The sequence below is a fragment of the Gordonia desulfuricans NBRC 100010 genome, assembly GCF_001485495.1.
Taxonomy (GTDB): Bacteria; Actinomycetota; Actinomycetes; order Mycobacteriales; family Mycobacteriaceae; genus Gordonia; species Gordonia desulfuricans.
The window spans coordinates 1-23,009 of record NZ_BCNF01000004.1; the positions used below are offsets into that span (position 1 = coordinate 1).

Genomic DNA, 23,009 nt, shown 5'->3' on the forward strand with positions numbered 1-23,009 from the left:
CACCCCAACCCGTTCAGTGGGCACCCCAACCCGTTCAGTGGGCACCCGGATCCGTTGACTGGGCCCCCGAACACGTTCAGTGGGCACCCGAACACGTTCACTGGGCCCCCGAATTCGTTCACCGGGCACCGCAGTGGTGCTATCAGCCGCCGACGAGTTCCCCCGCGACCTCGGCGCCGGTGGTCAGCACGAGATGCAGGACGGTCAGCAATCCGATGTCGGCGAGCCCACCGAAGGGAAACGTGTAGTACAGCAGGACATCGGTGGTCACCCCTTCCGGATCGGACCGCCGCAGACTGCCGAAACTGAGTCGGGCGTCGTGGTTTTCGACGTCGTCTCGTAGTTCGGGTGTATTGGGTAGATTCAGTGCGATCAGCTGGGTGATGGTCAGTACCCGCAGTTCCTCGGCGAGGTCGATCGCCCGCACCGATGCGCGGGTCCGGCCCACACGCACGACCACCGAGTCGGCGTCGGAGTCCACCACCTCGCCAACCTCGGCAAGCAGGTCGCGTACGCGTGAGATCGGTTCGGCAGCAGGAGTTTCCGGACTCATTGCGGTTTGACCCCGCCGAACCTGCGGTCACGCTTGGCGTACTCGACGCACGCATCCCACAGATCGCGACGATCGAAATCGGGAAACAGCTTCTCCTGGTACACCATCTCGGCGTACGCCGACTGCCACAACAGGAAGTTGGAGATACGCTGCTCCCCCGACGGTCGCAGGAACAGGTCGACGTCGGGCATGTCCGGCTCGTCGAGGTACTTGGCGAACGACTGCTCGTTGATCCGTTCCGGGTCGATCTCCCCGGCCGCGGCCCGACGGGCGATCTCCCTTGCGGCATCGGCGATCTCGGCTCGACCGCCGTAGTTGACGCACATCGTCAGCGTCATCACGTCGTTGTCGCGGGTCAGTTCCTCGGCGACCTCGAGCTCCTTGATGACGCTGCGCCACAGGCGAGGCCGACGCCCGGCCCACCGAACCCGCACACCCATCTCGTTCATCTCGTCACGCCGACGACGGATCACATCGCGGTTGAAGCCCATCAGGAACTTCACCTCGTCCGGGCTCCGCGACCAGTTCTCGGTGGAAAAGGCATACGCCGACAGCCATTTCACGCCCAGATCGATGCAGCCACACACGGTGTCCATCAGGACGGCCTCACCGCGTTTGTGACCCTCGGTGCGCGGAAGACCCCGTTCGGTGGCCCAGCGACCGTTGCCGTCCATCACCAATGCGACGTGCTTGGGCACGAACTCGGCAGGCAACGCAGGTGGTTTCGCACCGCTGGGGTGCGGGTCGGGCGGACGCACCGTCACCGGCCGGGTCGCACCGGCCTTGCGTGCCGACGATCCGGGACGTAACGCCATCAGCCGACTCCTCTCACCGCTTCCTCGACCAGCCTATGGGGAGCTGCCCGCTCGATCAGCGGCAGGGTGCGCAGCTGACGCTCGAGGTGCCATTGCAGGTGGGCGGCGATCAGCCCGCTGGCCTGACGCCGCAGCCCGTCGGTTGCCGACTCGGTGGCCTCCCACTGTCCGGCGAACATCGCCTCCATCAGATCCAGCACCCCGGGCGAGGGCGTCGCGGCACCGGGCGGGCGGCAGTGCAGGCACACCGCACCGCCGGCGGCGACGTGGAACGCACGGTGCGGCCCGGGCTGCGCGCAGCGGGCACACACCTCCAGGGCGGGCATCCAGCCGGCGCAGTGCATCGCGCGCAGCAGGTAGGCGTCGAGGATCAGCTGGTTGGGTCGTCGATGGTCGGCGAGGGCTTCCAGCGCGCCGACGGTGAGCCGGTGCAGCCGCGGTGCCGGTGCACGTTCTTCACCGGCCAGACGCTCGGCGGTCTCCAGCACCGCGCATGCGGTGGTGTAGCGGGCGTAGTCGGCGACGATCGCGTCGGAGAACGCGTGCAGGCTGTCCACCTGGGTGATCACGTCCAGGCTGCGCCCCGGATAGAGGTGCACATCGACATGTGCGAAGGGCTCCAGCCGCGCCCCGAACTTGGAGCGGGTGCGGCGCACGCCCTTGGCGACCGCACGCACCAGTCCGTGCTCGGCGGTGAGCAACGTGATGATCCGGTCGGCCTCGCCCAGCTTGTGCTGGCGCAGCACGACGGCCTCATCCCGGTAGAACCTCACCGGGTCATTGTCCCACCGGGCACCGACGGCGCGTGGCCGGGACACTCCGCATCCTGCTCACACCCGGGTCTCGTCGGGCTCCGCCTCCCCCGACGACTCGTCGGATCGTGCCCCGGCGGCGGCCCCGTCGTTCGGCACCCCGTCGCTCGGCGCCCCGTCGTTCGCACCCTCATCACTCGGCACCGCAACCTCATCACTCGGCACCTCGTCGGGTCCGGGATTCAGAACGGACTGACCGGCAGCAACCCTGCGCGGTGCCGTCCCGGCGACGTGATGCGGTGCCGGGACGGTGATGGTCGGGGTGCCGGTCTTGTCCAGTGCGGCGGCCAGCCTCGCCGGCAACTGCATGCCGCCCGGGTAACGATGCCATCCCTTGCGATCGTAGAACTTGGTGCCCAACCATCCCAGCAACAGCCCGACGCCCAGCCCGACGAAGGTCTGGATCACCGAGCGTCCGAGCCCGGCGTCCCAGTCGGCGTCGAAGAACAGGATCGCCCTCGCGCCCAGGTAGACCAGGTGCATCGGCTCGATCGCGGCGATCCACTCGAAGATCCTCGGACTGGCCTCCAAGGGGACCGTCCCGCCCGACGACGGCAGACCGAGGATCACGAAGAACACGAGGTTGACGATCAGGCCGGCATTGCCGAACACGGCCATCATCGAACTCGCCGACACCCCGACCGCGAAGATCACCAGCGTCCCGAACAGCCACAGCGAGAACGCATTGGGCAGGGAGGTACCGACGGCCGCGCACACACCGATGAACAGTGCCGACTGGATCACGGCGATGATCGCCATCACCGTCCACTTGGCGGCGAGGGTGCCCCATCGGGAGATCGCCAGACGCATCCGCAGTTGGTAGAAGGGACCGAACTCCACCGGTGTCTGACCCAGGATTCCGTCGACGACGATGCTCACCATCATCGCGCCGGTGAACCCGGCCAGGATCAGCAGCAACGTGTAGTAGAAGGCCGACAATCCGTTGCCGGAGCCGTCCGGCAGCGGCGTCGGTTCGATGATGTCCACCTTCACCGGATTCCACAGCGCCAGCTGCGCCGCGCCGGAGAAGTTGACGCCGGCCTTGGCCAGCTGGGACCGCACGGTCGCGGTGAGCTGTTCGCCCATCTGGTCGTTGACCTGCTCCGACACCCGCTCGGCGAAAGTCGTGGTGATCGCCGAGGCGAAGGTGCCCGACCCGCGGTTGATGTAGATGTCGATGGTCACCGGGTCCGGCCGCGCGGTCAGCACGGCGGCCCGGCCCAGGGAGATGGTCGAATTGGTGAAATTGGGTCCGATCACGACGACGCCGTAGACCGTGCCCGAGTTGAGTTCGTTGAGGGCGGTGGTGCGGTCGGCGCGGTGCACCACGATCCCGCTCTCGGCGGCGTTGGTGATGATCCCGTCGCCGACCTGTTTGCCGTAGTCGACGGCGGTGGTGGTGCCGTCACCGTTGTCGAGGGTGCCGCCGGAGTCCTCGTCGACGAGCGCGATCGGGAAGTCGTGCAGGTTCTTCTCGGGGTCGGCGATGGCACCCATGTACAGCGCCGCCATGAACGACATGACGACGACGACCAGCAGCACCGGCATCAGCCAGAAGCGGGGTGAGCCGAGAACCTCGGAGATGGTCTTGGTGGCCTGGGCCTCCACCTCGTGTGCCTCGTGGGCGCCCACATCGGGGGTCACGACTGTGTCGGACTCCCCGCCCACCTCATGCTTGCCCACCCGATGTTCTCCCTCCGGTCGGTGGGGCGCAACTCAGAAACCCATGCGCCCCAACTGTTTTGGATCACGCTGCCAGTCCTTGGCGACCTTGACGTGCAGATCGAGGTACACCTTGACCCCCAGCAGCGCCTCGATCTGGCCGCGCGCGGCGGTACCCACCGCCTTGAGCCGGGCACCCTTCTTGCCGATGATGATGCCCTTCTGGCTGTCGCGCTCGACGTACAGAATCGCATGGACGTCGACCATCGGCGTCTGCTCGGGGGTGCGATCCTCGCGCGGGATGATCTCCTCGATCACCACCGCCAGCGAATGCGGCAGTTCGTCGTGCACACCCTCGAGCGCGGCCTCACGGATGAACTCCGCCATCAGCACCTGTTCGGGCTCGTCGGTGAGCTCGCCGTCCGGGTAGAACGCGGGGCCCGGCTCCATCAGCGAGACCAGGACATCGCCGAGGACGTCCATCTGCTTGCCGGAGCGCGCCGACACCGGCACCACCTCCGACGACGGACCCAGCAGTTGCGACAGTGCCAGCAGCTGGGCGGCCACCTTCTCCTGGCCGACGGTGTCGATCTTGGTGACGATGCCCAGCACGGTGGTCCCGGGCGCCATCTGACGCACCTGCTCGACGATCCAGCGGTCGCCCGGACCGATCTTCTCGTCGGCGGGGATACACACGCCGATCAGGTCGACCTCGGAGTAGGTGTCGCGGACCAGGTCGTTGAGGCGCTGGCCGAGCAGGGTGCGCGGACGGTGCAGGCCGGGGGTGTCCACCAGCACGAGTTGTGCGTCGGGGCGGTTGACGATGCCCCGGATGGTGTGACGGGTGGTCTGCGGCCGGTTGGAGGTGATCGCGATCTTCTCCCCCACCAGCGCATTGGTGAGGGTGGATTTGCCGGTGTTCGGCCGGCCGACGAAACACACGAAGCCGGAACGGAATTCGCTCATCCCTCGGCGTCCAGACGGGTCAGCGGCGTACCGGCCGGGTCGGTGACGACGAGGGCGGCGGCCGGGCTGATCTCGGCGAGGGTGGCGCGGCCCGGGTCGTCGGGGTCTCCGCCGACGACCACTGCGGCCTCGAACGATTCGGCACCACTCGACAGGGCGGTGGCGACGGCGACCTGCAACGCCGACAACGTCAGCGTGGTGGTGGTGACGTCGGCGCCGGCGTAGGTGCGGCCGTCGCCGTCGCGCACCGCCGCCCCGGAGACGGACTGGGCGCGGCCACGCGCGCCGCGGGCCAGGACCACCAGTTTCTGGTCCTCGTCGGTGAGCGCTTCGCTCACATCGCCTCCTTGCGTGGGTTGTCCCCAGATCGGTTGTCCCGGGATCGGTTGTCCCGGGATCGGTGGTCGGCGTGCTCAGGGTATTCGGTGCGGTCGGTATCGGATTCGGCGACACGGGGTTCGGCGCGGGTCACCACCACGGTGGTGATGCGCTGACGCCCCTGCCGGTTGGGCCCGCCCTCGGCCACCAGGTGCAGGCCGTGGCTGAACACCTGGGCGCCGGGCAGCGGCACCCGGCCCAGTTCCAGCCCCACCAGGCCGCCGACGGTCTCCACCTCGTCGTCGTCGATGTCGACGTCGAACAATTCGCCGAGGTCCTCGACGGGCAGTCGTGCCGAGACCCGGTAGCTGCCGTCACCGAGGTCCTCGACGGGCGCGACCTCGCCGGTGTCGTACTCGTCGGTGATCTCACCGACGATCTCCTCGAGGACGTCCTCGATGGTCACCAGCCCGGCGATACCGCCGTACTCGTCGACGAGCAGTGCCATGTGGTTGTGGGTGCGGCGCATGTCCTCGAGCACCTTGTCGAGGGGTTTGGAGTCGGGGATGAACTCGGCCGGCCGCATCATCTCGGCCACCGGGACGGTCTTGCCGTCGTTTCCGGAGAGGCCTTGGGCGACGAGGTCTTTCAGATAGACGACGCCGAGGATGTCGTCGGGGTTCTCGCCGATCACCGGTATTCGCGAATGGCCGCTGCGCACGGCCAGGCTGACCGCTTGTGCGGCGGTCTTGTCGTGTTCGATCCAGATCATCTCCGGGCGCGGCACCATCACCTCGCGGGCATTGGTGTCACCGAGATCGAAGACCGACTGGATCATCCGGCGCTCGTCGGCATCGACGACGCCGCGGGCCTCGGCCAGGTCGACGACCTCACGCACCTCCACCTCGGTGGCGAACGGACCGTTGCGGAATCCCTTGCCCGGGGTCAGGCCGTTGCCGATCAGGATCAGCAGGCGGGTCACCGGCTTGAGGAGCACACCGATGGCCTGCAGCACGGCCGCCGACATCAGCGAGATCGAGTAGGCATGCTGACGTCCCAGCGTGCGCGGACCCACCCCGGCAGCCACATACGACACCACCGCCATCCCGAGGATGGTCACGGTCAGACCCCAGCCCAGACCGAGCCCGTCGACGGCGATCACCGCGATGAAGGCCACCGCGGCGGTCTCGCAGACCACCCGCAGCAGAACCGCCAGACCCACATAGGTGGCCCGCGATTCGAGCACTTTCACCAGCCGGGCCGCACCGGCGCGGTGCTCTTTGACCATGTCCTCCACGCGCGCCATCGAGACGGTGGAGACGGCGGTGTCGGCGGCGGCGAAGACCCCGCTGAGCGCGACGAGCAGGATCGCGCAGATCCCGAGCCAGATGTCGGTGGTGGTACTCACCGTTCGTCCGGGGTCGCGCCACCGAGCGCGGGACCGGATTCACCTCCGGCGGTCTCGGTGAACCCGATGTTGGTCAACAACCGGCTGTCCCGGTCGGACTGTCGTTGTCGTTGCGCGGCGCGGTGACGTTCGGCGTAGAACTCTTCGAGCAGCTGGTTCTGCAGACCGAACATCTCCTTCTCCTCCTCGGGCTCGGCGTGGTCGTAGCCGAGGAGGTGGAGCACGCCGTGGACGGTGAGCATCGCCAGCTCGTGTTCGAAGGACCGGTGCGCCTCACGGGCCTGCTTGGCCGCGAACTCCGGGCACAGGACGATGTCACCGAGGATCGCCGGGCCGGGTTCGGCGGCGTCGGGCCGGGCACCGGGCACCAGCTCGTCCATCGGAAAGCTCATCACGTCGGTGGGGCCGGGCAGGTCCATCCACTGCACGTGCATGTCGGCCATCGTCGGCTCGTCCACACACAGCACCGACAGTTCGGCGCCGGGATGGACGTCCATCGCGGCGATCGCGAACCGGGCGGCGTCCAGCACGAGGTCGGCGGGGACGTCGACCCCGGATTCGTTGGCGAATTCGATACTCATGAGCGTCGTCCATGGTTTCCAGCGCGCCGGGCGGCGCGGTTTCCGGGCAGTCGGTCGGTGTCGCGGAGTCGCGGGTTGGCGCGTTCGGCCTCTTCGGCACGTCCGTAGGCGTCGACGATGTCGGCAACGAGCCTGTGTCGCACCACATCTGCGCTCGTGAGAATCGAGAAGTGGATGTCGTCGATCCCCTCGAGGATGCGGCTGGCGGCCACCAGACCGCTCTGCGCCCCACCGGGTAGGTCCACCTGGGTGACGTCGCCGGTCACCACGACCTTCGAGCCGAACCCAAGGCGTGTCAGGAACATCTTCATCTGCTCGCCGGTGGTGTTCTGCGCCTCGTCCAGGATGATGAAGGCATCGTTGAGCGTGTTGTGGGTCAGCAGGAAATCCTCTGTCACATACAGCGAATCCGCTGCCGCCACCCGGATGCACACGGCCTCGTCGGTACCGGCCGATTCGATCGACTCGATGTAGCGTTCGGGCTGGTCGGACTCGGTGACCGCGTACTCCGCGATCTTCCCGACCGACCGGAACGGCATCATCCCGGCCGGCAGGCGGATGTCGAGTACATGGTCGTCGGCGACGGCGCGGCCCCCGGCTCCTCCGGCTGCCCGGCCCTCCGCGACACGGATACGCCGGGAGACGACGCCACCCAAGGACTGCACGAGGAACGTGACATCGTCGGCCAGCCGATCCGACACCGTCGTGTACTGCACCAGCGGGGTTCGTGCCGCCGCGATCACGAGGCCGTCATCGGTGTCCATGAGTCCCTGCAACACCGCGAGCCGAACATCTGCGGTGTTGAACAGGTACTGCCGTGGGATGGACTCCGAGATCGCGGTCTCCGACGCCTCCCCCGATCCGGGATCGGTGGAGGACGGCGTGGTCTGAGCAGCCGTGCCGCCGGCACCGAGCCGGAGCCCGAGCGCATACGGGTCGAGCGGAACCGGCTGCGACGCGAAGTCGACCGGCGCACTCAGCAGCGGGAGTTCGTATCGGAGACCGTGCGCGGCACGGAGGTTCCCGATCATCTCCTTGGTCTCGAGGACCCTCGGTCCCGCACCGCTGTGGCGATCGGACCGCGTGTACACCGACCACAGGTGGTCGGTCGAACACAAGGTGGTCGAGCCGTCCTGAGTCGTCACCCGCACGATGTCCTTGAACCCCTGCGGGTACACACCGAGGACCTCGGTGGGTCGTCCGTCCGAGCCGATCACCTCGTCCCCGACGCGCAGCTCACCGATCGGACGGAAACCCGACGGTGTCAGTACGGGCGTGGACACCGGTTGCGCGCGTCCCCGCATGTACGCCAGCGGCGCCACCTCGATCACCCCGGCCGCCATGAGCTTGGGGATCGACTCCGGATCCATCATGTCGTGCAGGGCGTCGTACAGCGGCCGGAGGTACGGGTCGATCTTCTCGCTGAGCGTGCCGGGCAGGAATCCCAGACGTTCACCGGCCTCCACCGCCGGGCGGGTGAGGATGATCCGGGTGACGTCCTTGGCCTGCAGCGCCTGCACGGCCTTCGCCATCGCCAGATAGGTCTTGCCGGTACCCGCGGGACCGAGCCCGAACACGATGGTGTTGTCGTCGATCGCGTCGACGTACTTCTTCTGGTTGAGCGTCTTGGGCCGGATGGTCTTGCCGCGCCGGGACAGGATGTCCAGCGACAACACATCCGCCGGCGACTCCGAGACCCCCTCGGACAGCATCGACACGCTGTGCCGCACCAGATCCGGGGTCAGCGGGGTGCCCCGCCCGACGAGGTCGACCAGTTCGGCGATCACCCGCTCGGAGGCTGCGACGTCGGCAGCCGTTCCGCGAAGGGTGATCTGATCGCCGCGGACGTGGATGTCGGCGGGCAGCAGTTGTTCCAGGGTGCGCAGGTTGACATCACTGGCACCGAGTAGCCCGAACACCACCTCGGAGGGAACCTCGACATTCGATGTGACCACAGGTCGGCCCGGTGGGGTCCCGCGCTTGGCGGCGCTCACGTCGGGGTCGTCGTCACTCACGTATGAGATCACTCCTGAAAAGTTCGGGGCACGCCCGGAACGTGGTGTCCCGGGCGTCGGGGTGTTGTCAGTCTATCCCTCGCCACCGACGCACCCACCACCGAATATTCCGGTTCGCGCATCGACGGTTCACAGACCCAGTGCGCGGATCGTCCGCCGATTGCACGCGCTACGCGGGTCCACGAAGGCGTCGTGGCCTTCCTCGCCGACGACGATGAGCTCCACCGACTGCCCGCGCTCGGCGACCCGGCGTACGTACTCGCGGCTGTGCTCCACCGCGATCGCGGTGTCCTTGTCGCCGTGGATCACCACGATGTGGGCGTCGATCGGCTCGAGATCCACCGGCGACGCCGAGCGATACCGTTCCGGGCGGGACTCGTAGGGGCCGCCGAGCAGGTTGACCACCGACGGTCGCGCAACCCGGCCTGCCGCAACGAGATCCAGTGCCGCGGCCTGCGCGACGACGGTGTCGATCCGGGTGGTGGCGGTGCGCGCACCGAGCTGGGCGGAGGCCCACACCGCCAGTTGCCCACCGGCGGAATGACCGACGACGGCCACCGCATCCCAGTCGACCCGGGCGGCCACGTCAGGGTCCAGACCCGCGCGGACCGGGCCGTCGAGGGCGCCGATCGCGGCGACGACATCGCGTCCGGTGTTCGGCCAGCCGCCGCCCTCCTCCCCGACCCGGCGGTACTCGATGTTCCACACCAGCGCACCGCGTTCGGCATACTGCCGGGCGATCGCGGTCTCGATGGTCAGCGCGAACTCGGTGGTCCAGTAGCCACCGTGGACGAGCACGATCGGACGCATCACCTCGGGCCGGTCGGCCTGATCGGCGGCGTGGTACAGGTGCCCGAACTGCGAGGGTCTGTCGGCGTAGTGCACCCGGGATCGGTGGACCGCACAGCGCTTCATCGTTTTCGGGGCTTCATCGTTTTCGGGTTCTCATCGTCGTCGGGGTTTCATGCTCGTCGGGTCGTCGCGGTCCGGTTGGGGTCATCGGGCCCACCGGTCGGTCAGTGCGCCGATCGCACCGAGTGCCACCGCCGCCGCGGTCGAGGTGCGCAGGACCTCCGGGCCCAGGATCACCGGTCGCGCACCGAGTGCGGTGAGGTCGGCGATCTCGGCGTCGTCGAGGCCCCCTTCGGGCCCCACCACCAGCACCACCTCGGGTGCATCTGCCAGCGGCAGGTCGCGCAGCGGTTCGGCGGCCTCCTCGTGCAGCACCGCCACCACCCCACCGGCGCCCACGACCTCGGCGCAGCGGGCACGGACGTCGGTCGTCGTCGCCAGGTCGGTGACCTCGGGAATCCAGGGGCGTCGGCTCTGTTTGGCGGCCGCCGACGCCGCGGCGGTCCACTTGGCGACCCCCTTGTCGGCCTTGCCGGTCCATCGGGACACACAACGGGCCGCCTGCCAGGGGACGATCCGGTCGGCACCGGCTTCGGTGGCGAGGTCGACGGCCAGTTCGGACCGTTCTGATTTGGGCAGCGCCTGCACCACCGTGACCAGGGGTGTGGCCCGGTCGGTGAACTCGTAGCGGCCGACGCGGGCATGGAGGGTGTCCTTGCCGCCGATGCCGGTCACCTCACAGGTGGCCAGCGATCCGGCGCCGTCGCCGAGCAGGACGGGCTCGCCGACACGCAGCCGTGCGACGGTCACCGCGTGCCGGCCCTCGGGCCCCGACAGCGTGGCCTGCGCCCCGGCGGAGGGGACGTCGTCGACCCAGAACAGCGGTGGGCTCACGCCGATCCGATCAGCGGCCGGCGAAGGCGTTGCGCAGCCGGGAGAACAGTCCGCCCGGTGCGGCCGCCGCTGCGGTGGTGACCAGGTCGATCGAGTCGTCGGAGGCATCCCGGAACTTCTTGAGCGCCTCGGTCTGTGCCGAATCCAGCTTGGTGGGCACCGTCACGTCCAGGTGCACGTGCAGGTTGCCACGCACACCGGTGTTCACGTGCGGCATACCCTGACCGCGCAGTTTGACGACCTGCCCGGGCTGGGTGCCGGCGTCGATGGTGACGGTGACGGCGTCGCCGAGGATGGTCTGCACGTCGAAGGTGCCACCGAGCGCGGCGTCGACGATCGGCACACGCAGCGTGCAGTGCAGGTCGTCCTTGTCCCGGATGAACACCTCGTGCGGACGTTCGGTGATCTCGACGTAGAGGTCACCGGCGGGACCGCCGCCGAGACCGACCTCGCCCTGACCGGCCAGACGCACCCGCATGCCGGATTCGATCCCGGCCGGGATGCGGACGGTCATGGTGCGGCGCGAGCGGACGCGGCCCTCGCCGCCGCACTTGCGGCAGGGATCGGGAATGATCTCGCCGACACCGTGGCAGGTGGGGCATTCGCGCACGGTCATCACCTGGCCCAGCAGGGAGCGCTGGACCGCCTGGATCTCACCGGCACCGTGGCAGGTGTCGCAGGAGACCGGCTTGGAGTCACCGTTGGTGCCCGCACCCTTGCAGACCTCGCACAGGATCGCGGTGTCGACGGTCAGTTCCTTGTTGACCCCGGCCGCACACTCCTCGAGGTCGAGTTCCACGCCGACCAGGGCGGGCTCGCCCGGCTGGACCCGCGAGCGGGGCCCACGGCCGGCGCCGAAGCCGCCACCGAAGCCTCCGCCACCGCCGCCGAAGAACGCCTCGAACACGTCGCCCAGGCCACCGCCACCGAACCCACCGGCGAAGCCGCCCTGGCCGGGGCCCGCGAGCGGGTCGCCACCGGCGTCGACGATGCGTCGCTTCTCCGGATCGCTGAGCACCTCATAGGCGGTGGTGACCTCTTTGAAGCGGTCCTCCTCGCCGGGGTTGACGTCGGGGTGCAGCTCCCGGGCCTTCTTCCGGTAGGCGCGCTTGATCTCCTGATCGGTCGCGCCCTTGGCAACGCCCAGCAGTCCGTAGTAGTCAGTTGCCACGGTCGTCTCGGTCCTTCGTTCTCACAAACTCACTGGTTGCGCAGCCTGATGCGTTCCGCAGGGCCGATTCCGGCCCGGGGACGCCCGGCCGCGGGCTCACCGTTCGGCGAGTACCTCGCCCACGTACTTGGCAACGGCGGCCACCGACGCAATGGTTCCCGGATAGTCCATGCGGGTGGGCCCGACCACGCCGACACTGCCGAACACGGTGCCCGAAGCACCGTACCCCGTGGACACCACCGAGGTACCACGCAGGTTCTCGGTCTGGGTCTCCTCACCGATCTGAACCGTCACCCGACCCATCCGCTGGGTGGTGGCGAGCAGTTTGAGCACCACCACCTGCTCTTCGAGCGCCTCGAGCACCGAGTCCATGCCGCCGTAGCTGGGCGCGAAATCCGCCGCCGCACGCGCCAGGTTGGACGTGCCGCCGAGCACCAGCCGGTCCTCGCCGCGTTCGACCAGGGTCTCCACCAGCACCGTGGCCACGGTGACCACGGCCTGACGCAGGTCTTCGGGGGCGGCGTTGGCCAGTTCGGCCACCGACGCCGACGCCTCCTCGAGCCGTTTGCCGTCGAGGGCCTCGGAGAACATGTCCCGCAGGCGCGCGGTCTCGTCGTCGGTGAGTTCGTGGGCCAGGGCCACCATGCGCTGTTCGACGCGGCCGGTGTCGGTGATCACCACGAGCAGCAGCCGCGACGGGGCCAGCGACACCACCTCCAGGTGCCGGACGGTGGCGGTCGAGAGCACCGGATACTGGATCACCGCGACCTGTCGGGTCAGATGCGCGAGCAGCCGCACCGAGCGGCGCAGCACGTCGTCGAGGTCGACCCCGGAATCCAGGACCGACAGGATCGCGCGGCGTTCGGCCGCCGACAACGGCTTGACCTCGCTGATCCGGTCGACGAACATCCGGTAACCCTTGTCCGTCGGCACGCGACCGGAACTGGTGTGCGGCTGGGCGATGTATCCCTCTGCCTCCAGTACCGCCATGTCGTTGCGGACCGTCGCGCTCGACACTCCCAGCTGGTGACGCTCCACCAGTGCCTTCGAGCCGATCGGCTCCTGCGTGGAGACGAAGTCGGTGACGATCGCGCGCAGAACCTCGAACCGTCGATCATCGGTGCTCGACACCGGCCAGACCTCCTCTCGGTCCCGCTGTCTGCCATACAGTGGGTGAGATCCATTCTACGAAACCGCAGCGCACCTCGGCGGTGCGTGATGCCGGCGAGCCGCCTGATCACGCGTCACCGCAGGTGAGGACCCAGCACAGGACGAATCACCATGATCTTCAAGGGGGTTCGGGAGGGCAAGCCCTATCCCGACCACGGACTCAGCCCGCGGGGCTGGGCCAAGATCCCGCCCCGTCAGTTCCGGCTCGACGAACTGGTGACGGTGACCACCGTCCTGGCGCTCGATCGACTCCTCAGCGAGGACTCCACCTTCTACGGCGACCTGTTCTCGCACGTGGTGCGCTGGCAGGGTGAGATGTACCTCGAGGACGGCCTGCACCGCGCGGTGCGTTCGGCACTGCGCAACCGGCATGTGATCCACGCGCGGATGCTCGACCTCGACGCCTTCGACCTGCGGCCGGGCGCCCCGACCCTCGACGAGCAGCTCGGCGACGCCCAGGCGCTGCCGATCGTCTCCGACACACCGCGGGATCCGGCCACCCGCGACGCGGGCGCGCACCGGCGTACCTCACGCTCCACCGGCTGGACCCCGCCGCCACCGCAACAACGCTGGTAGCAGGGCCGCGTCAGCCGCGATCGCCGGCCACGACGATGTCCCGGATCACCGCATCGGCGAGCAGCCGGCCACGGTCGGTGAGCACGAGGACGTCATCGCCGACGACGAGCAACCCGTCGTCGACGAGCCGCCGTGCCTGTGCGGCCTCGGCGGCGTCGAGCAGGGCCAGCGGCAGCCCGCTGCGGCAGCGCGTGGTGAGCATGACGGCCTCGAGGTGGCGGTCGGCGGGGGCCAGCACCTCGTGTGAGGCCACCGGGATGGCGTTGCCGGCGAGGGTCGTGGCGTAGCGGGCCGGGTGTTTCACCGACGACCAGCGCACCCCGTTGATGTGCGAGTGGGCGCCCGGGCCGACACCCCACCAGTCGTGGCCGTACCAGTAGGCGAGGTTGTGGTGACACTGCCCGGCGGTGCTGCGCGCCCAGTTGGAGACCTCGTACCAGTCGAAGCCGGCGCCGCGGAGCCGTTCGTCGATGCGCGTGTAGCGGGTGGCGAGGACGTCGTCGTCGGGGGCCGGGATCTCCCCGCGCCGCACGCGCCGGGCCAGCGCGGTGCCGTCCTCGACGATCAGCGCATAGGCCGACACGTGGTCGACCGGGGCGGCGAGCACCGCGTCGAGGCTGGCGTCGAGGTCGGCGTCGTGCTCCCCCGGGGTCCCGTAGATGAGGTCGAGGTTGATGTGGTCGAAACCCGCCGCAGCGGCCTCGTGGGCAGCGGCCACGGCCCGGCCCGGGGTGTGGGTGCGGTCGAGGGTGGCGAGCACGTGCGGGGCGGCCGACTGCATCCCGAGGGAGATGCGGGTGTAGCCGGCGGCGCGCAGCGTGTCGAAGAACTCCGGCGACGTCGATTCCGGATTCGACTCGGTGGTGACCTCCGCGTCGTCGGTCAGCTCGAATCGGGCCGTGATCGCGCCGAGCAGACGGGCCAGACCGTCGCCGCCGAGCAGCGACGGGGTGCCGCCGCCGACGAAGATCGTCGACACCGGCCGCGTCGGGTTCAGCGCCGCCGCGGCGATGTCGAGTTCGGCGGTCACGGCGTCGAACCACGACTCGGGCGAGGCGGATGTGCCGAGCTCACCGGCGGTGTAGGTGTTGAAGTCGCAATAGCCGCAGCGTGTGGCGCAGAACGGGACGTGGACGTAGAGGCCGAATCCGACGGTGGGGTCGACCGAGGCGGCCGCTGCCCGGATGTCCGATTCGGGTACCGACGCGGAGATGTCGGGGACCGACGGACTCATACTGCTCACCCGTCCATCATGCGCGTGAAGTCCGTCCACCCCAATTCGGCGCCGGGTGCGCGGAATACACCCGGACACAACCGTCGTTGTGTCCAAGATCACTGTCGGCGTCGTCCGAGGTCACCGGCAGTACCTCATGGAACGACTTTGACTCAGCGTGGCGAAAAGTATTCCCAAGTAGACGCGCGACAGACGGACGTGGCACTATGGGCAACGTGAATTTCCCCGGGGTGTGGCTCGCAGCTCGACGCCACGTTGATCTCAAGCGCGTCTGCAGCGCTTGCTGTCGTCTCTAGACGACGCTCCCGGCCCCGAGAAGCCCCGCCGCACGTTCGCGGGTGTGCCGTCACGTCACGTTCATTGCCCAGCCCTTGATCGGCCGGAGCACGCGTGCCCCGGCGCAGGAGAATCCATGACGTCTACGACCGATATCACCGCGACCGGCGACGCCGCCGCCGAGCCCGCAGCGCCGTCGGCCCGCGCCGAGCGTCCCGCTCGCGCCGCGGCGACCGGTGATCGCCCGGCCCGTGCTGCGGCCACCGGCGATCGTCCGGCGCGCAAGAAGGCCCGTCCGGCCAAGCGTCGTGCCGAGGGGCAGTGGAAGCTCGGCTACCGCGAACCGCTCAATCCCAACGAGCAGGCCAAGAAGGACGACAACCCGCTCAACGTGCGTGCGCGGATCGAGAACATCTACGCCCACCAGGGCTTCGAGTCGATCGACAAGCAGGACCTGCGCGGCCGGATGCGCTGGTGGGGCCTCTACACCCAGCGGGCCGAGGGCTACGACGGCACCTGGACCGGCGACGAGAACATCGACATCCTCGAAGACAGCCACTTCATGATGCGCATCCGCTGCGATGCGGGCGCCCTCAACGTCGAGCAGCTGCGCACCCTCGGCGGGATCTCCACCGAGTTCGCCAGGGACACAGCCGATCTCTCCGACCGCGAGAACGTCCAGTACCACTGGATCCGGATCGAGGACGTCCCGGAGATCTGGAAGCGCATCGAGGGTGTGGGCCTCAAGACCACCGAGGCGTGCGGCGACTGCCCGCGCGTGGTTCTCGGTTCGCCGCTGGCCGGCGAGGCCCTCGACGAGGTGCTCGACCCCACCCCCGCGATCGACGAGATCGTTCGCCGCTACATCGGCGACCCGCAGTACTCGAACCTCCCCCGCAAGTTCAAGACCGCGATCTCCGGTCTGCAGGACGTCGCGCACGAGATCAACGACGTCGCCTTCATCGGTGTCGAACATCCCGAGCACGGTCCGGGACTGGACCTGTGGGTCGGTGGCGGCCTGTCCACCAATCCGATGCTCGCGCAACGGGTCGGTGCGTGGATCCCGCTCGACGAGGTGCCCGATGTGTGGGAGGGCGTGGTCTCGATCTTCCGCGACTACGGTTACCGCCGCCTGCGCACCAAGGCCCGCCTGAAGTTCCTGATCAAGGACTGGGGCATCGAGAAGTTCCGGCAGGTCCTCGAGGACGAGTACCTGGGCCGCAAGCTGATCGACGGCCCGGCCCCCGAGCCGCTGACCGCCCCGCGTGACCACGTCGGCGTGCAGAAGCTCAAGAACGGCCTCAACGCCGTCGGTTTCGCCGCGATCGCCGGCCGCGTGTCGGGGTCCAAGCTCACCGCCGTCGCCGACGCGGCCGAGCGCGCCGGGTCCGACCGCATCCGCTTCACCCCGTACCAGAAGCTGATCGTCCTCGACGTCGCCGACGACAAGGTGGAGCAGCTCATCACCGAGCTGGCCGCCCAGGGGCTCTCCGCCCGGCCGTCCAACTGGCGTCGGAACCTGATGGCGTGCAGCGGGATCGAGTTCTGCAAGTTGTCGTTCACCGAGACCCGCAAGCGGTCGCAGGTGCTGGTGCCCGAGCTCGAGCAGCGTCTGGCCGACATCAACTCCGCACTCGACGTCCCGATCACCGTCAACATCAACGGCTGCCCCAACTCGTGCGCACGTTCGCAGATCGCCGACATCGGGTTCAAGGGTCAGCTCGTCGAGGACGGCGACGGCGGCCAGACCGAGGGCTTCCAGGTACACCTCGGCGGCAGCCTGGGCATGGACTCCGGCTTCGGCCGCAAGCTCCGCCAGCACAAGGTGCTCTCCACCGAGATCGGTGACTACATCGAGCGGGTGGTGCGCAACTTCATCGACCAGCGCGACGAGGGAGAGCGGTTCGCCCAGTGGGCCGTTCGTGCAGAAGAGGAGGCACTCCGATGACCACCGCCACCACTGACGCCGACACCGGCCGCCGGTTCGACGAGGACGAGCTGCGGGCGATCGCCGAGCGTGGTGCCGCCGAACTCGGTGCCGACGCATCGCCCGAGGATCTGCTGCGCTGGACCGCGGAGACCTTCGGCACCAACTTCGTCGTCGCCTCCAACATGCAGGACGCCGCACTGGTCGACCTCGCGGTCAAGCACGTCGATCGCGAACTGCTCGGTGGCGCACCGGTGAAGGTGTTGTTCCTCGACACCGGCTATCACTTCGCCGAGACCATCGGCACCCGTGATGCGGTGGAGCAGGTGTACGGCGTCGACCTGGTCAACCTGACCCCCGAGAACACCGTCGCCGAGCAGGACGAACTGTTGGGGCGCAACCTGTTCGCGCGTGATCCCGGCGAGTGCTGCCGGATGCGCAAGGTGGTTCCGCTCAAGGCCGGTCTGGCGCGATTCGACGCGTGGGTCACCGGCATCCGACGGGTGGAGGCCCCGACCCGGGCCAACGCCCCGCTGATCTCCTTCGACGAGGGGTTCGGTCTGGTGAAGATCAATCCGATCGCACCGTGGTCGGACGAGCAGATGAACGGCTACATCGCCGACAACGGTGTGCTGGTCAATCCGCTGGTCGAGGAGGGGTATCCGTCGATCGGATGCGCCCCCTGCACCGTCAAACCCGAACCCGGATCCGATCCCCGAAGCGGCCGGTGGGCCGGCCGCACCAAGACAGAATGTGGGCTGCACGCATGACCATCACCGATTCCTCGACCGGCGCCGCCCGCGACGTCGCCGAGTCCGACGACTTCACCACCCTCGACGCGCTCGAGTCCGAGGCCATCCACATCTTCCGCGAGGTGGCCGGCGAGTTCGAGCGTCCGGTGATCCTGTTCTCCGGCGGCAAGGACTCCACCGTCCTGCTGCATCTGGCGCTCAAGGCGTTCTGGCCTGCGCCGCTGCCGTTCTCGTTGCTGCACGTCGACACCGGCCACAACCTGCCGGAGATCATCCAGTTCCGCGACGAGATCGTCGAGCGGCACGGGCTGCGCCTGCACGTCGCCTCGGTCGAGGAGTACCTCGCCGACGGCCGGCTGACCGAGCGTCCGGACGGCATCCGCAACCCGCTGCAGACCATCCCGCTGCTCGATGCGATCACCGAGAACCGCTTCGACGCGGTGTTCGGCGGTGGCCGTCGGGACGAGGAGCGTTCGCGCGCCAAGGAGCGGATCTTCTCGCTGCGCAACGCCTTCGGTCAGTGGGACCCCAAGCGCCAGCGTCCGGAGCTGTGGAACCTCTACAACGGTCGCCACGCCCCCGGTGAGCACGTCCGCGTGTTCCCGCTGAGCAACTGGACCGAACTCGACATCTGGCGTTACATCGCCCGCGAGCAGGTACTGCTCGCACCGCTGTACTACGCGCACGAGCGTGAGGTGTACTCGCGGGACGGCATGTGGATGACCAGCGGTCCGTGGGGCGGACCGCGAGAGAACGAGACCGTCGAGACCCGCACCGTGCGTTACCGCACCGTGGGTGACGGATCGACCACCGGCGCAGTCCTTTCCGAGGCCGCCGACAACGAGGCCGTACTCGCCGAGGTCGCCGCGTCGCGGCTGACCGAACGTGGCGCCACCCGTGGTGACGACCGGGTGTCCGAGGCGGCCATGGAAGACCGTAAACGAGAAGGATACTTCTGATGACCGACGCCACCGCGGGCCTCGCCCCGGCCCCTGATCTTCTCCGCATCGCCACCGCAGGCAGTGTGGACGACGGCAAGTCGACCCTGGTCGGCCGGCTGCTCTACGACACGAAATCGGTTCTCGCCGACCAGATCGACGCCGTCACCAAGGCATCGGTCGATCGCGGACTCGACACCCCCGACCTGTCGCTGCTGGTCGACGGTCTGCGCGCCGAGCGCGAGCAGGGCATCACCATCGATGTGGCCTACCGCTACTTCGCCACGCCCGCACGCTCTTTCGTGCTGGCCGACACCCCCGGCCACGTGCAGTACACCCGCAACACCGTCTCCGGCGCCTCCACCGCACAGCTGGTGATCCTGCTGGTCGACGCCCGTAACGGTGTGGTTGCCCAGACGCGGCGCCATGCCGCAGTGATGGCCTTGCTCGGTGTGCCGCAGCTGGTGCTCGCGGTCAACAAGATCGATCTGGTCGACGACGCGGAGTCCGTGTTCGCCTCGATCAAGGCCGATTTCGCCGAACTGACCCGCACGCTCGGGTGGTCGGACGAGCAGGTCACCTCGATCCCGGTGTCGGCGCTGCACGGCGACAACATCGCGTCGCGGTCCGAGAACACCCCGTACTACTCGGGTCCCACGCTGATCGAGCATCTCGAGACCGTGCCGAACGTGACCGACCGTCACGAGGTGGGTCTGCGGTTCCCGGTGCAGTATGTGATCCGTCCGCGCACCGCCGAGTACCCCGACTACCGCGGGTACGCCGGTCAGATCGCCGCGGGTCGTGTCAGTGTGGGCGACGAGGTGGTGGTGCTGCCCAGCGGCACCCACACCACCATCACCCAGATCGACACCGCCGACGGCCAGCTGTCGACGGCGCACACCGGTCGTAGCGTCACGCTGCTGCTCGCCGACGACGTCGACATCTCGCGCGGCGACCTGATCAGTGCGGTGACCGATGCGCCCGAGCCGATCCAGCAGTTCACCGCAACGGTGTGCTGGCTGGCCGACAAGCCGCTGCGCCCCGGTGCACGTCTGCTACTCAAGCACGGCACGCGTACCACCCAGGCCATCGTCGGCGCGTTGGACACCCTGTTCGACGAGCAGAACCTGACGCTCAGCGATGCCCCGGATGTGCTGGAGCTCAACCAGATCGGTCGGATCTCGGTGCAGACCGCCGAGCCGATCCCGGCCGACGACTACCAGGTGAACCGCGAGTCGGGCAGCTTCTTGCTGATCGATCCGCAGGGCGGCAACACCCTGGCCGCCGGCCTGGTGGGGGACGCACTGGCGTCGCTGCATCTCAAAGAGCTGGTGTGAACGCACCGCACGACGACGTGACCGGCGGCGGCGCCGCGGGCACTCCCCCGACGCTGCTGCTCGTCGCGCACGGCAGCCGTGACCCCCGGTTCGCCGACACGGCGTGCCGGGTTCGGCGGGCGGTGGCCCGGCAGTTGCCGCATGTCGCCGTGCGGATCTCGTACCTGGATCTGAATTCTCCGCTGGTCGCCGACGAGGTGGCCGCGGTGTCGGGGGCGGCAGTGGTGGTCCCACTACTGCTGGCCCCGGGATATCACTCGTCGGTCGACCTGCCTGCGATCATCGCCGACGCGGCGCCTGCGGCACCGGTCGTGACGACCGATGTCGTCGGTACGACGTCGCTGGCCGAGGCGCTGGCCGACCGTCTGCACGAGGCCGGGATGCGGCCCGACGACGGCATCCTGCTGACCGCGGTGGGTTCGTCACAGCCGTGCGCCGAACGCCTCATCCGCCGTCGTGCGGTGGAGCTGTCGACCCGTCTGCACCGGCCGGTCGACGTCGTCTTCGCCACCGCATTGGGTGTCGGGAACATCAAGCTGCGCACCGCTGTTCGTCGCCTGCACTACGCCGGCGCCACCCGCATCGTCTTGAGCCCGTACTTCCTGTCGGCCGGTCTGCTGACCGAGCGCGCCGAGCAGGCGCTCGACACCCTGGCCCCGGGTTCCCTGGTGGCCGGTCCGATCGGTGCGCACCCCGCCCTGATCGACGCGATCTGCGACAAGTACCGCGCCGGTGTACGCCAGATGCAGCCCGATCACGTTCTCGCACCACGTCGCTGACGTCTCCCCATCGGTGGTCGAGCAGGACGATCCCAGACGATGGTTGGGCCAGACGCCGTCACACGATGGTCGAGCACGACACACCCCACACGATGGTTGAGCAGGACGTCCTCGCGCAGCGAGGCCGACCGTCCGTCGAAACCTCCCTGCACCATCACGCCCGAACGCAGCCACCACCGAGGTGCGTACGTTCCAACGTCGGCCTGCGGAGATTTCGACACGCGTCGTCGCTACGCTCCTCCGCGGCTCAATCACCAACAACCGCTCCCCACACGATGGTCGAGCACGACACACCCAACACGGTGGTTGAGCAGGACGTCCTCGCGCTAGCGAGGCCGACCGTCCGTCGAAACCTCTGCAAGCTCACGCCCGAACGCACCCACCACCGAGCGGGTCACCTACCGACACCAGCCGACGGAGATTTCGACACGCCTCGTCGCTACGCTCCTCCGCGGCTCAATCACCAAAAACCGCTCCCCACTCGATGGTTGAGCACGACGTTGCCCCCACGATGGTTGAGCAGGACGCCCTCGCGCCAGCGAGGCCGACCGTCCGTCGAAACCTCAGCACCGTCACGCCCGAACGCACCCACCACCGAGGTGCGTACGTTCCAACATCGGCCTGCGGAGATTTCGACACGCCTCGTCGCTACACTCCTCCACGGCTCAATCACCAAAAACCGCTCCCCACACGATGGTTGAGCACGACACACCCCACACGATGGTTGAGCAGGACGTCCTCGCGCAGCGAGGCCGACCGTCCGTCGAAACCTCTGCACCATCACGCCCGAACGCACCCACCACCGAGGTGCGTACGTTCCAACATCGGCCTGCGGAGATTTCGACACGCCTCGTCGCTACGCTCCTCCGCGGCTCAATCACCAACAACCGATGGTTGAGCAGGACGACCTCGCGCCAGCGAGGCCGACCGTCCGTCGAAACCTCTGCACCGTCACGCCCGAACGCACCCACCACCGTCATGCTTCGGTGAGTGCTGCCACCTTGGTCGCGCGGGCGTAGACGGTCTCTCCTGCCTGCAGGTTGAGGGCGTTCTGGTCGCCCCGGGTGATCTCGGCGGCGAATTCCTCGCCCGACGCGGACGCGATGAGCTCGACCCGGGTCTCGAATCCGAGGTTCACCACGCGCTGTACGGTCGCCTTGAGCACACCGGTGTCGAGCGATGCATCGGTGGACGGCGATGCCATCTCCGGGGTGCGGCCGAGCCGGATGTCGTGCGGGCGCACCAGATCGCCGTTGAGCCGCACCGTCGAACCGAGGAACGAGGCGACGAAGGTGTTGGTCGGGCGGTCGTAGAGGTCGTCAGGTGTACCGATCTGCTCGATCCGCCCCTTGTTGAGCACCGCGATGCGGTCGCTGACGTCGAGCGCCTCCTGCTGGTCGTGGGTGACCAGCACGGTGGTGACGTGCACTTCCTCGTGCAGACGACGCAGCCAGCGGCGCAGGTCGTCACGGACCTTCGCATCCAACGCGCCGAACGGTTCGTCGAGCAGCAGCACCTTGGGGTCGACGGCGAGTGCCCGGGCCAGCGCCATCCGCTGTCGCTGACCACCCGACAGCTGCGCCGGGAACCGCTTCTGGAAGACGGTGAGCCCGACGACGTCGAGCAGCTCGTCGACCTTGACGTCGATCTCCTTCTTGGGCCGCTTGCGGATCTTGAGGCCGAAGGCGATGTTGTCGCGCACGGTCAGATGTTTGAACGCGGCGTAGTGCTGGAACACGAACCCGATGTCGCGCTTCTGCGGCGACTTGCGGGACACGTCGTCGTCGTCGATCAGCACGGTGCCCGAGTCCAGGGTGTCGAGCCCGGCGATCGCGCGCAGCAGTGTGGACTTGCCCGAGCCGGAGGGGCCGAGCAGCGAGGTGAGCTGTCCGTCCGGGATGTCGATGGAGACGTTGTCGAGGGCGGCGAAGTCGCCATAGCGCTTGTTCGCGCCGATCACCTTGATGGACATG

At 68.4% G+C, this 23,009-nt stretch carries 20 protein-coding genes and 1 pseudogene; 6 read left to right on the top strand and 15 right to left on the bottom strand.

All coding sequences use genetic code 11. The annotated features are described in order from the left end of the window. Window positions 1-142: 142 nt before the first annotated feature. The 13 genes and pseudogenes from GD1_RS00410 to hrcA all read right to left on the bottom strand — a co-directional run bounded on the left by GD1_RS00410 (window position 143) and on the right by hrcA (window position 13,178). A complete protein-coding gene (locus GD1_RS00410; RefSeq protein ID WP_020793106.1) occupies window positions 143-553 on the bottom strand; it encodes a hypothetical protein in 411 nt (136 codons plus the stop codon). After that, window positions 550-1,368, bottom strand: coding sequence for an isoprenyl transferase (locus GD1_RS00415; protein ID WP_020793107.1), 819 nt, complete (start codon window positions 1,366-1,368; stop codon window positions 550-552). The genes GD1_RS00410 and GD1_RS00415 overlap by 4 nt, the downstream gene beginning before the upstream one ends. Next, window positions 1,368-2,141: a DNA repair protein RecO gene (gene recO, locus GD1_RS00420; RefSeq protein ID WP_053777616.1), complete on the bottom strand. Its 774-nt coding sequence runs from the start codon at window positions 2,139-2,141 to the stop codon at window positions 1,368-1,370. The genes GD1_RS00415 and recO overlap by 1 nt, the downstream gene beginning before the upstream one ends. 327 nt (window positions 2,142-2,468) lie before the next feature. Then, window positions 2,469-3,863: pseudogene (locus GD1_RS00425) on the bottom strand (YhgE/Pip domain-containing protein); the annotation flags it as partial. Between the two features lie 33 nt (window positions 3,864-3,896). Continuing rightward, window positions 3,897-4,808, bottom strand: a complete 912-nt coding sequence (era, locus tag GD1_RS00430) for a GTPase Era (RefSeq protein WP_059034958.1) — start codon at window positions 4,806-4,808, stop codon at window positions 3,897-3,899. After that, complete coding sequence (locus GD1_RS00435) at window positions 4,805-5,146, bottom strand: cytidine deaminase-like protein (protein ID WP_059034960.1); 342 nt, start codon at window positions 5,144-5,146, stop codon at window positions 4,805-4,807. The genes era and GD1_RS00435 overlap by 4 nt, the downstream gene beginning before the upstream one ends. Then, a complete protein-coding gene (locus GD1_RS00440; protein ID WP_083533763.1) occupies window positions 5,143-6,534 on the bottom strand; it encodes a hemolysin family protein in 1,392 nt (463 codons plus the stop codon). The genes GD1_RS00435 and GD1_RS00440 overlap by 4 nt, the downstream gene beginning before the upstream one ends. Then, a complete protein-coding gene (ybeY, locus tag GD1_RS00445; RefSeq protein ID WP_020789569.1) occupies window positions 6,531-7,115 on the bottom strand; it encodes an rRNA maturation RNase YbeY in 585 nt (194 codons plus the stop codon). The genes GD1_RS00440 and ybeY overlap by 4 nt, the downstream gene beginning before the upstream one ends. Then, the gene (locus tag GD1_RS00450) at window positions 7,112-9,130 is read right to left on the bottom strand and encodes a PhoH family protein (RefSeq protein ID WP_059035027.1); all 2,019 of its coding nucleotides are present in this window, start codon (window positions 9,128-9,130) and stop codon (window positions 7,112-7,114) included. The genes ybeY and GD1_RS00450 overlap by 4 nt, the downstream gene beginning before the upstream one ends. 129 nt (window positions 9,131-9,259) lie before the next feature. Then, window positions 9,260-10,045 (bottom strand): alpha/beta hydrolase family protein, encoded by a 786-nt coding sequence (locus GD1_RS00455; protein WP_059034961.1) that lies wholly within the window; start codon window positions 10,043-10,045, stop codon window positions 9,260-9,262. 81 nt (window positions 10,046-10,126) lie between these two features. Then, window positions 10,127-10,876, bottom strand: coding sequence for a 16S rRNA (uracil(1498)-N(3))-methyltransferase (locus GD1_RS00460; RefSeq protein ID WP_053777582.1), 750 nt, complete (start codon window positions 10,874-10,876; stop codon window positions 10,127-10,129). Window positions 10,877-10,886: 10 nt separating this feature from the next. Then, on the bottom strand, window positions 10,887-12,047 hold the full coding sequence (gene dnaJ / locus GD1_RS00465) for a molecular chaperone DnaJ (RefSeq protein WP_053777583.1): 1,161 nt from the start codon (window positions 12,045-12,047) through the stop codon (window positions 10,887-10,889). 96 nt (window positions 12,048-12,143) lie between these two features. Continuing rightward, a complete protein-coding gene (hrcA, locus tag GD1_RS00470) occupies window positions 12,144-13,178 on the bottom strand; it encodes a heat-inducible transcriptional repressor HrcA (RefSeq protein WP_059034963.1) in 1,035 nt (344 codons plus the stop codon). 150 nt (window positions 13,179-13,328) lie between these two features. Here hrcA and GD1_RS00475 point away from each other — a divergent pair, with 150 nt between their 5' ends. Next, window positions 13,329-13,793: a type II toxin-antitoxin system VapB family antitoxin gene (locus tag GD1_RS00475; RefSeq protein WP_053777584.1), complete on the top strand. Its 465-nt coding sequence runs from the start codon at window positions 13,329-13,331 to the stop codon at window positions 13,791-13,793. A gap of 10 nt (window positions 13,794-13,803) precedes the next feature. On the opposite strand, the gene hemW is transcribed toward GD1_RS00475, so the two are convergent. Further along, window positions 13,804-15,027 carry a radical SAM family heme chaperone HemW gene (hemW, locus tag GD1_RS00480; RefSeq protein ID WP_083533764.1) on the bottom strand — a complete coding sequence of 408 codons (1,224 nt, stop codon included), beginning with the start codon at window positions 15,025-15,027 and terminating at the stop codon, window positions 13,804-13,806. Window positions 15,028-15,439: 412 nt separating this feature from the next. Between hemW and GD1_RS00485 the strand changes: the two genes are divergently transcribed. From GD1_RS00485 to GD1_RS00505, 5 genes are read left to right on the top strand one after another with little or no spacing between them, the layout of a single operon-like run. Continuing rightward, window positions 15,440-17,251: a nitrite/sulfite reductase gene (locus GD1_RS00485; RefSeq protein WP_053777585.1), complete on the top strand. Its 1,812-nt coding sequence runs from the start codon at window positions 15,440-15,442 to the stop codon at window positions 17,249-17,251. Continuing rightward, a complete protein-coding gene (locus GD1_RS00490; RefSeq protein ID WP_020792014.1) occupies window positions 17,248-18,000 on the top strand; it encodes a phosphoadenylyl-sulfate reductase in 753 nt (250 codons plus the stop codon). Before GD1_RS00485 ends, GD1_RS00490 begins: the two co-directional genes overlap by 4 nt. Beyond that, window positions 17,997-18,941, top strand: coding sequence for a sulfate adenylyltransferase subunit CysD (cysD, locus tag GD1_RS00495; protein WP_020792011.1), 945 nt, complete (start codon window positions 17,997-17,999; stop codon window positions 18,939-18,941). The genes GD1_RS00490 and cysD overlap by 4 nt, the downstream gene beginning before the upstream one ends. Then, window positions 18,941-20,257: a sulfate adenylyltransferase subunit 1 gene (locus tag GD1_RS00500; RefSeq protein ID WP_059034965.1), complete on the top strand. Its 1,317-nt coding sequence runs from the start codon at window positions 18,941-18,943 to the stop codon at window positions 20,255-20,257. Before cysD ends, GD1_RS00500 begins: the two co-directional genes overlap by 1 nt. Continuing rightward, entirely contained in the window at window positions 20,254-21,036 is a 783-nt protein-coding gene (locus GD1_RS00505) for a sirohydrochlorin chelatase (protein WP_244882440.1), read from the top strand. Before GD1_RS00500 ends, GD1_RS00505 begins: the two co-directional genes overlap by 4 nt. Before the next feature lie 976 nt (window positions 21,037-22,012). Here GD1_RS00505 and GD1_RS00510 read toward each other — a convergent pair. After that, entirely contained in the window at window positions 22,013-23,008 is a 996-nt protein-coding gene (locus GD1_RS00510; RefSeq protein WP_059034967.1) for a sulfate/molybdate ABC transporter ATP-binding protein, read from the bottom strand. Between the last annotated feature and the right edge of the window lies 1 nt (window position 23,009).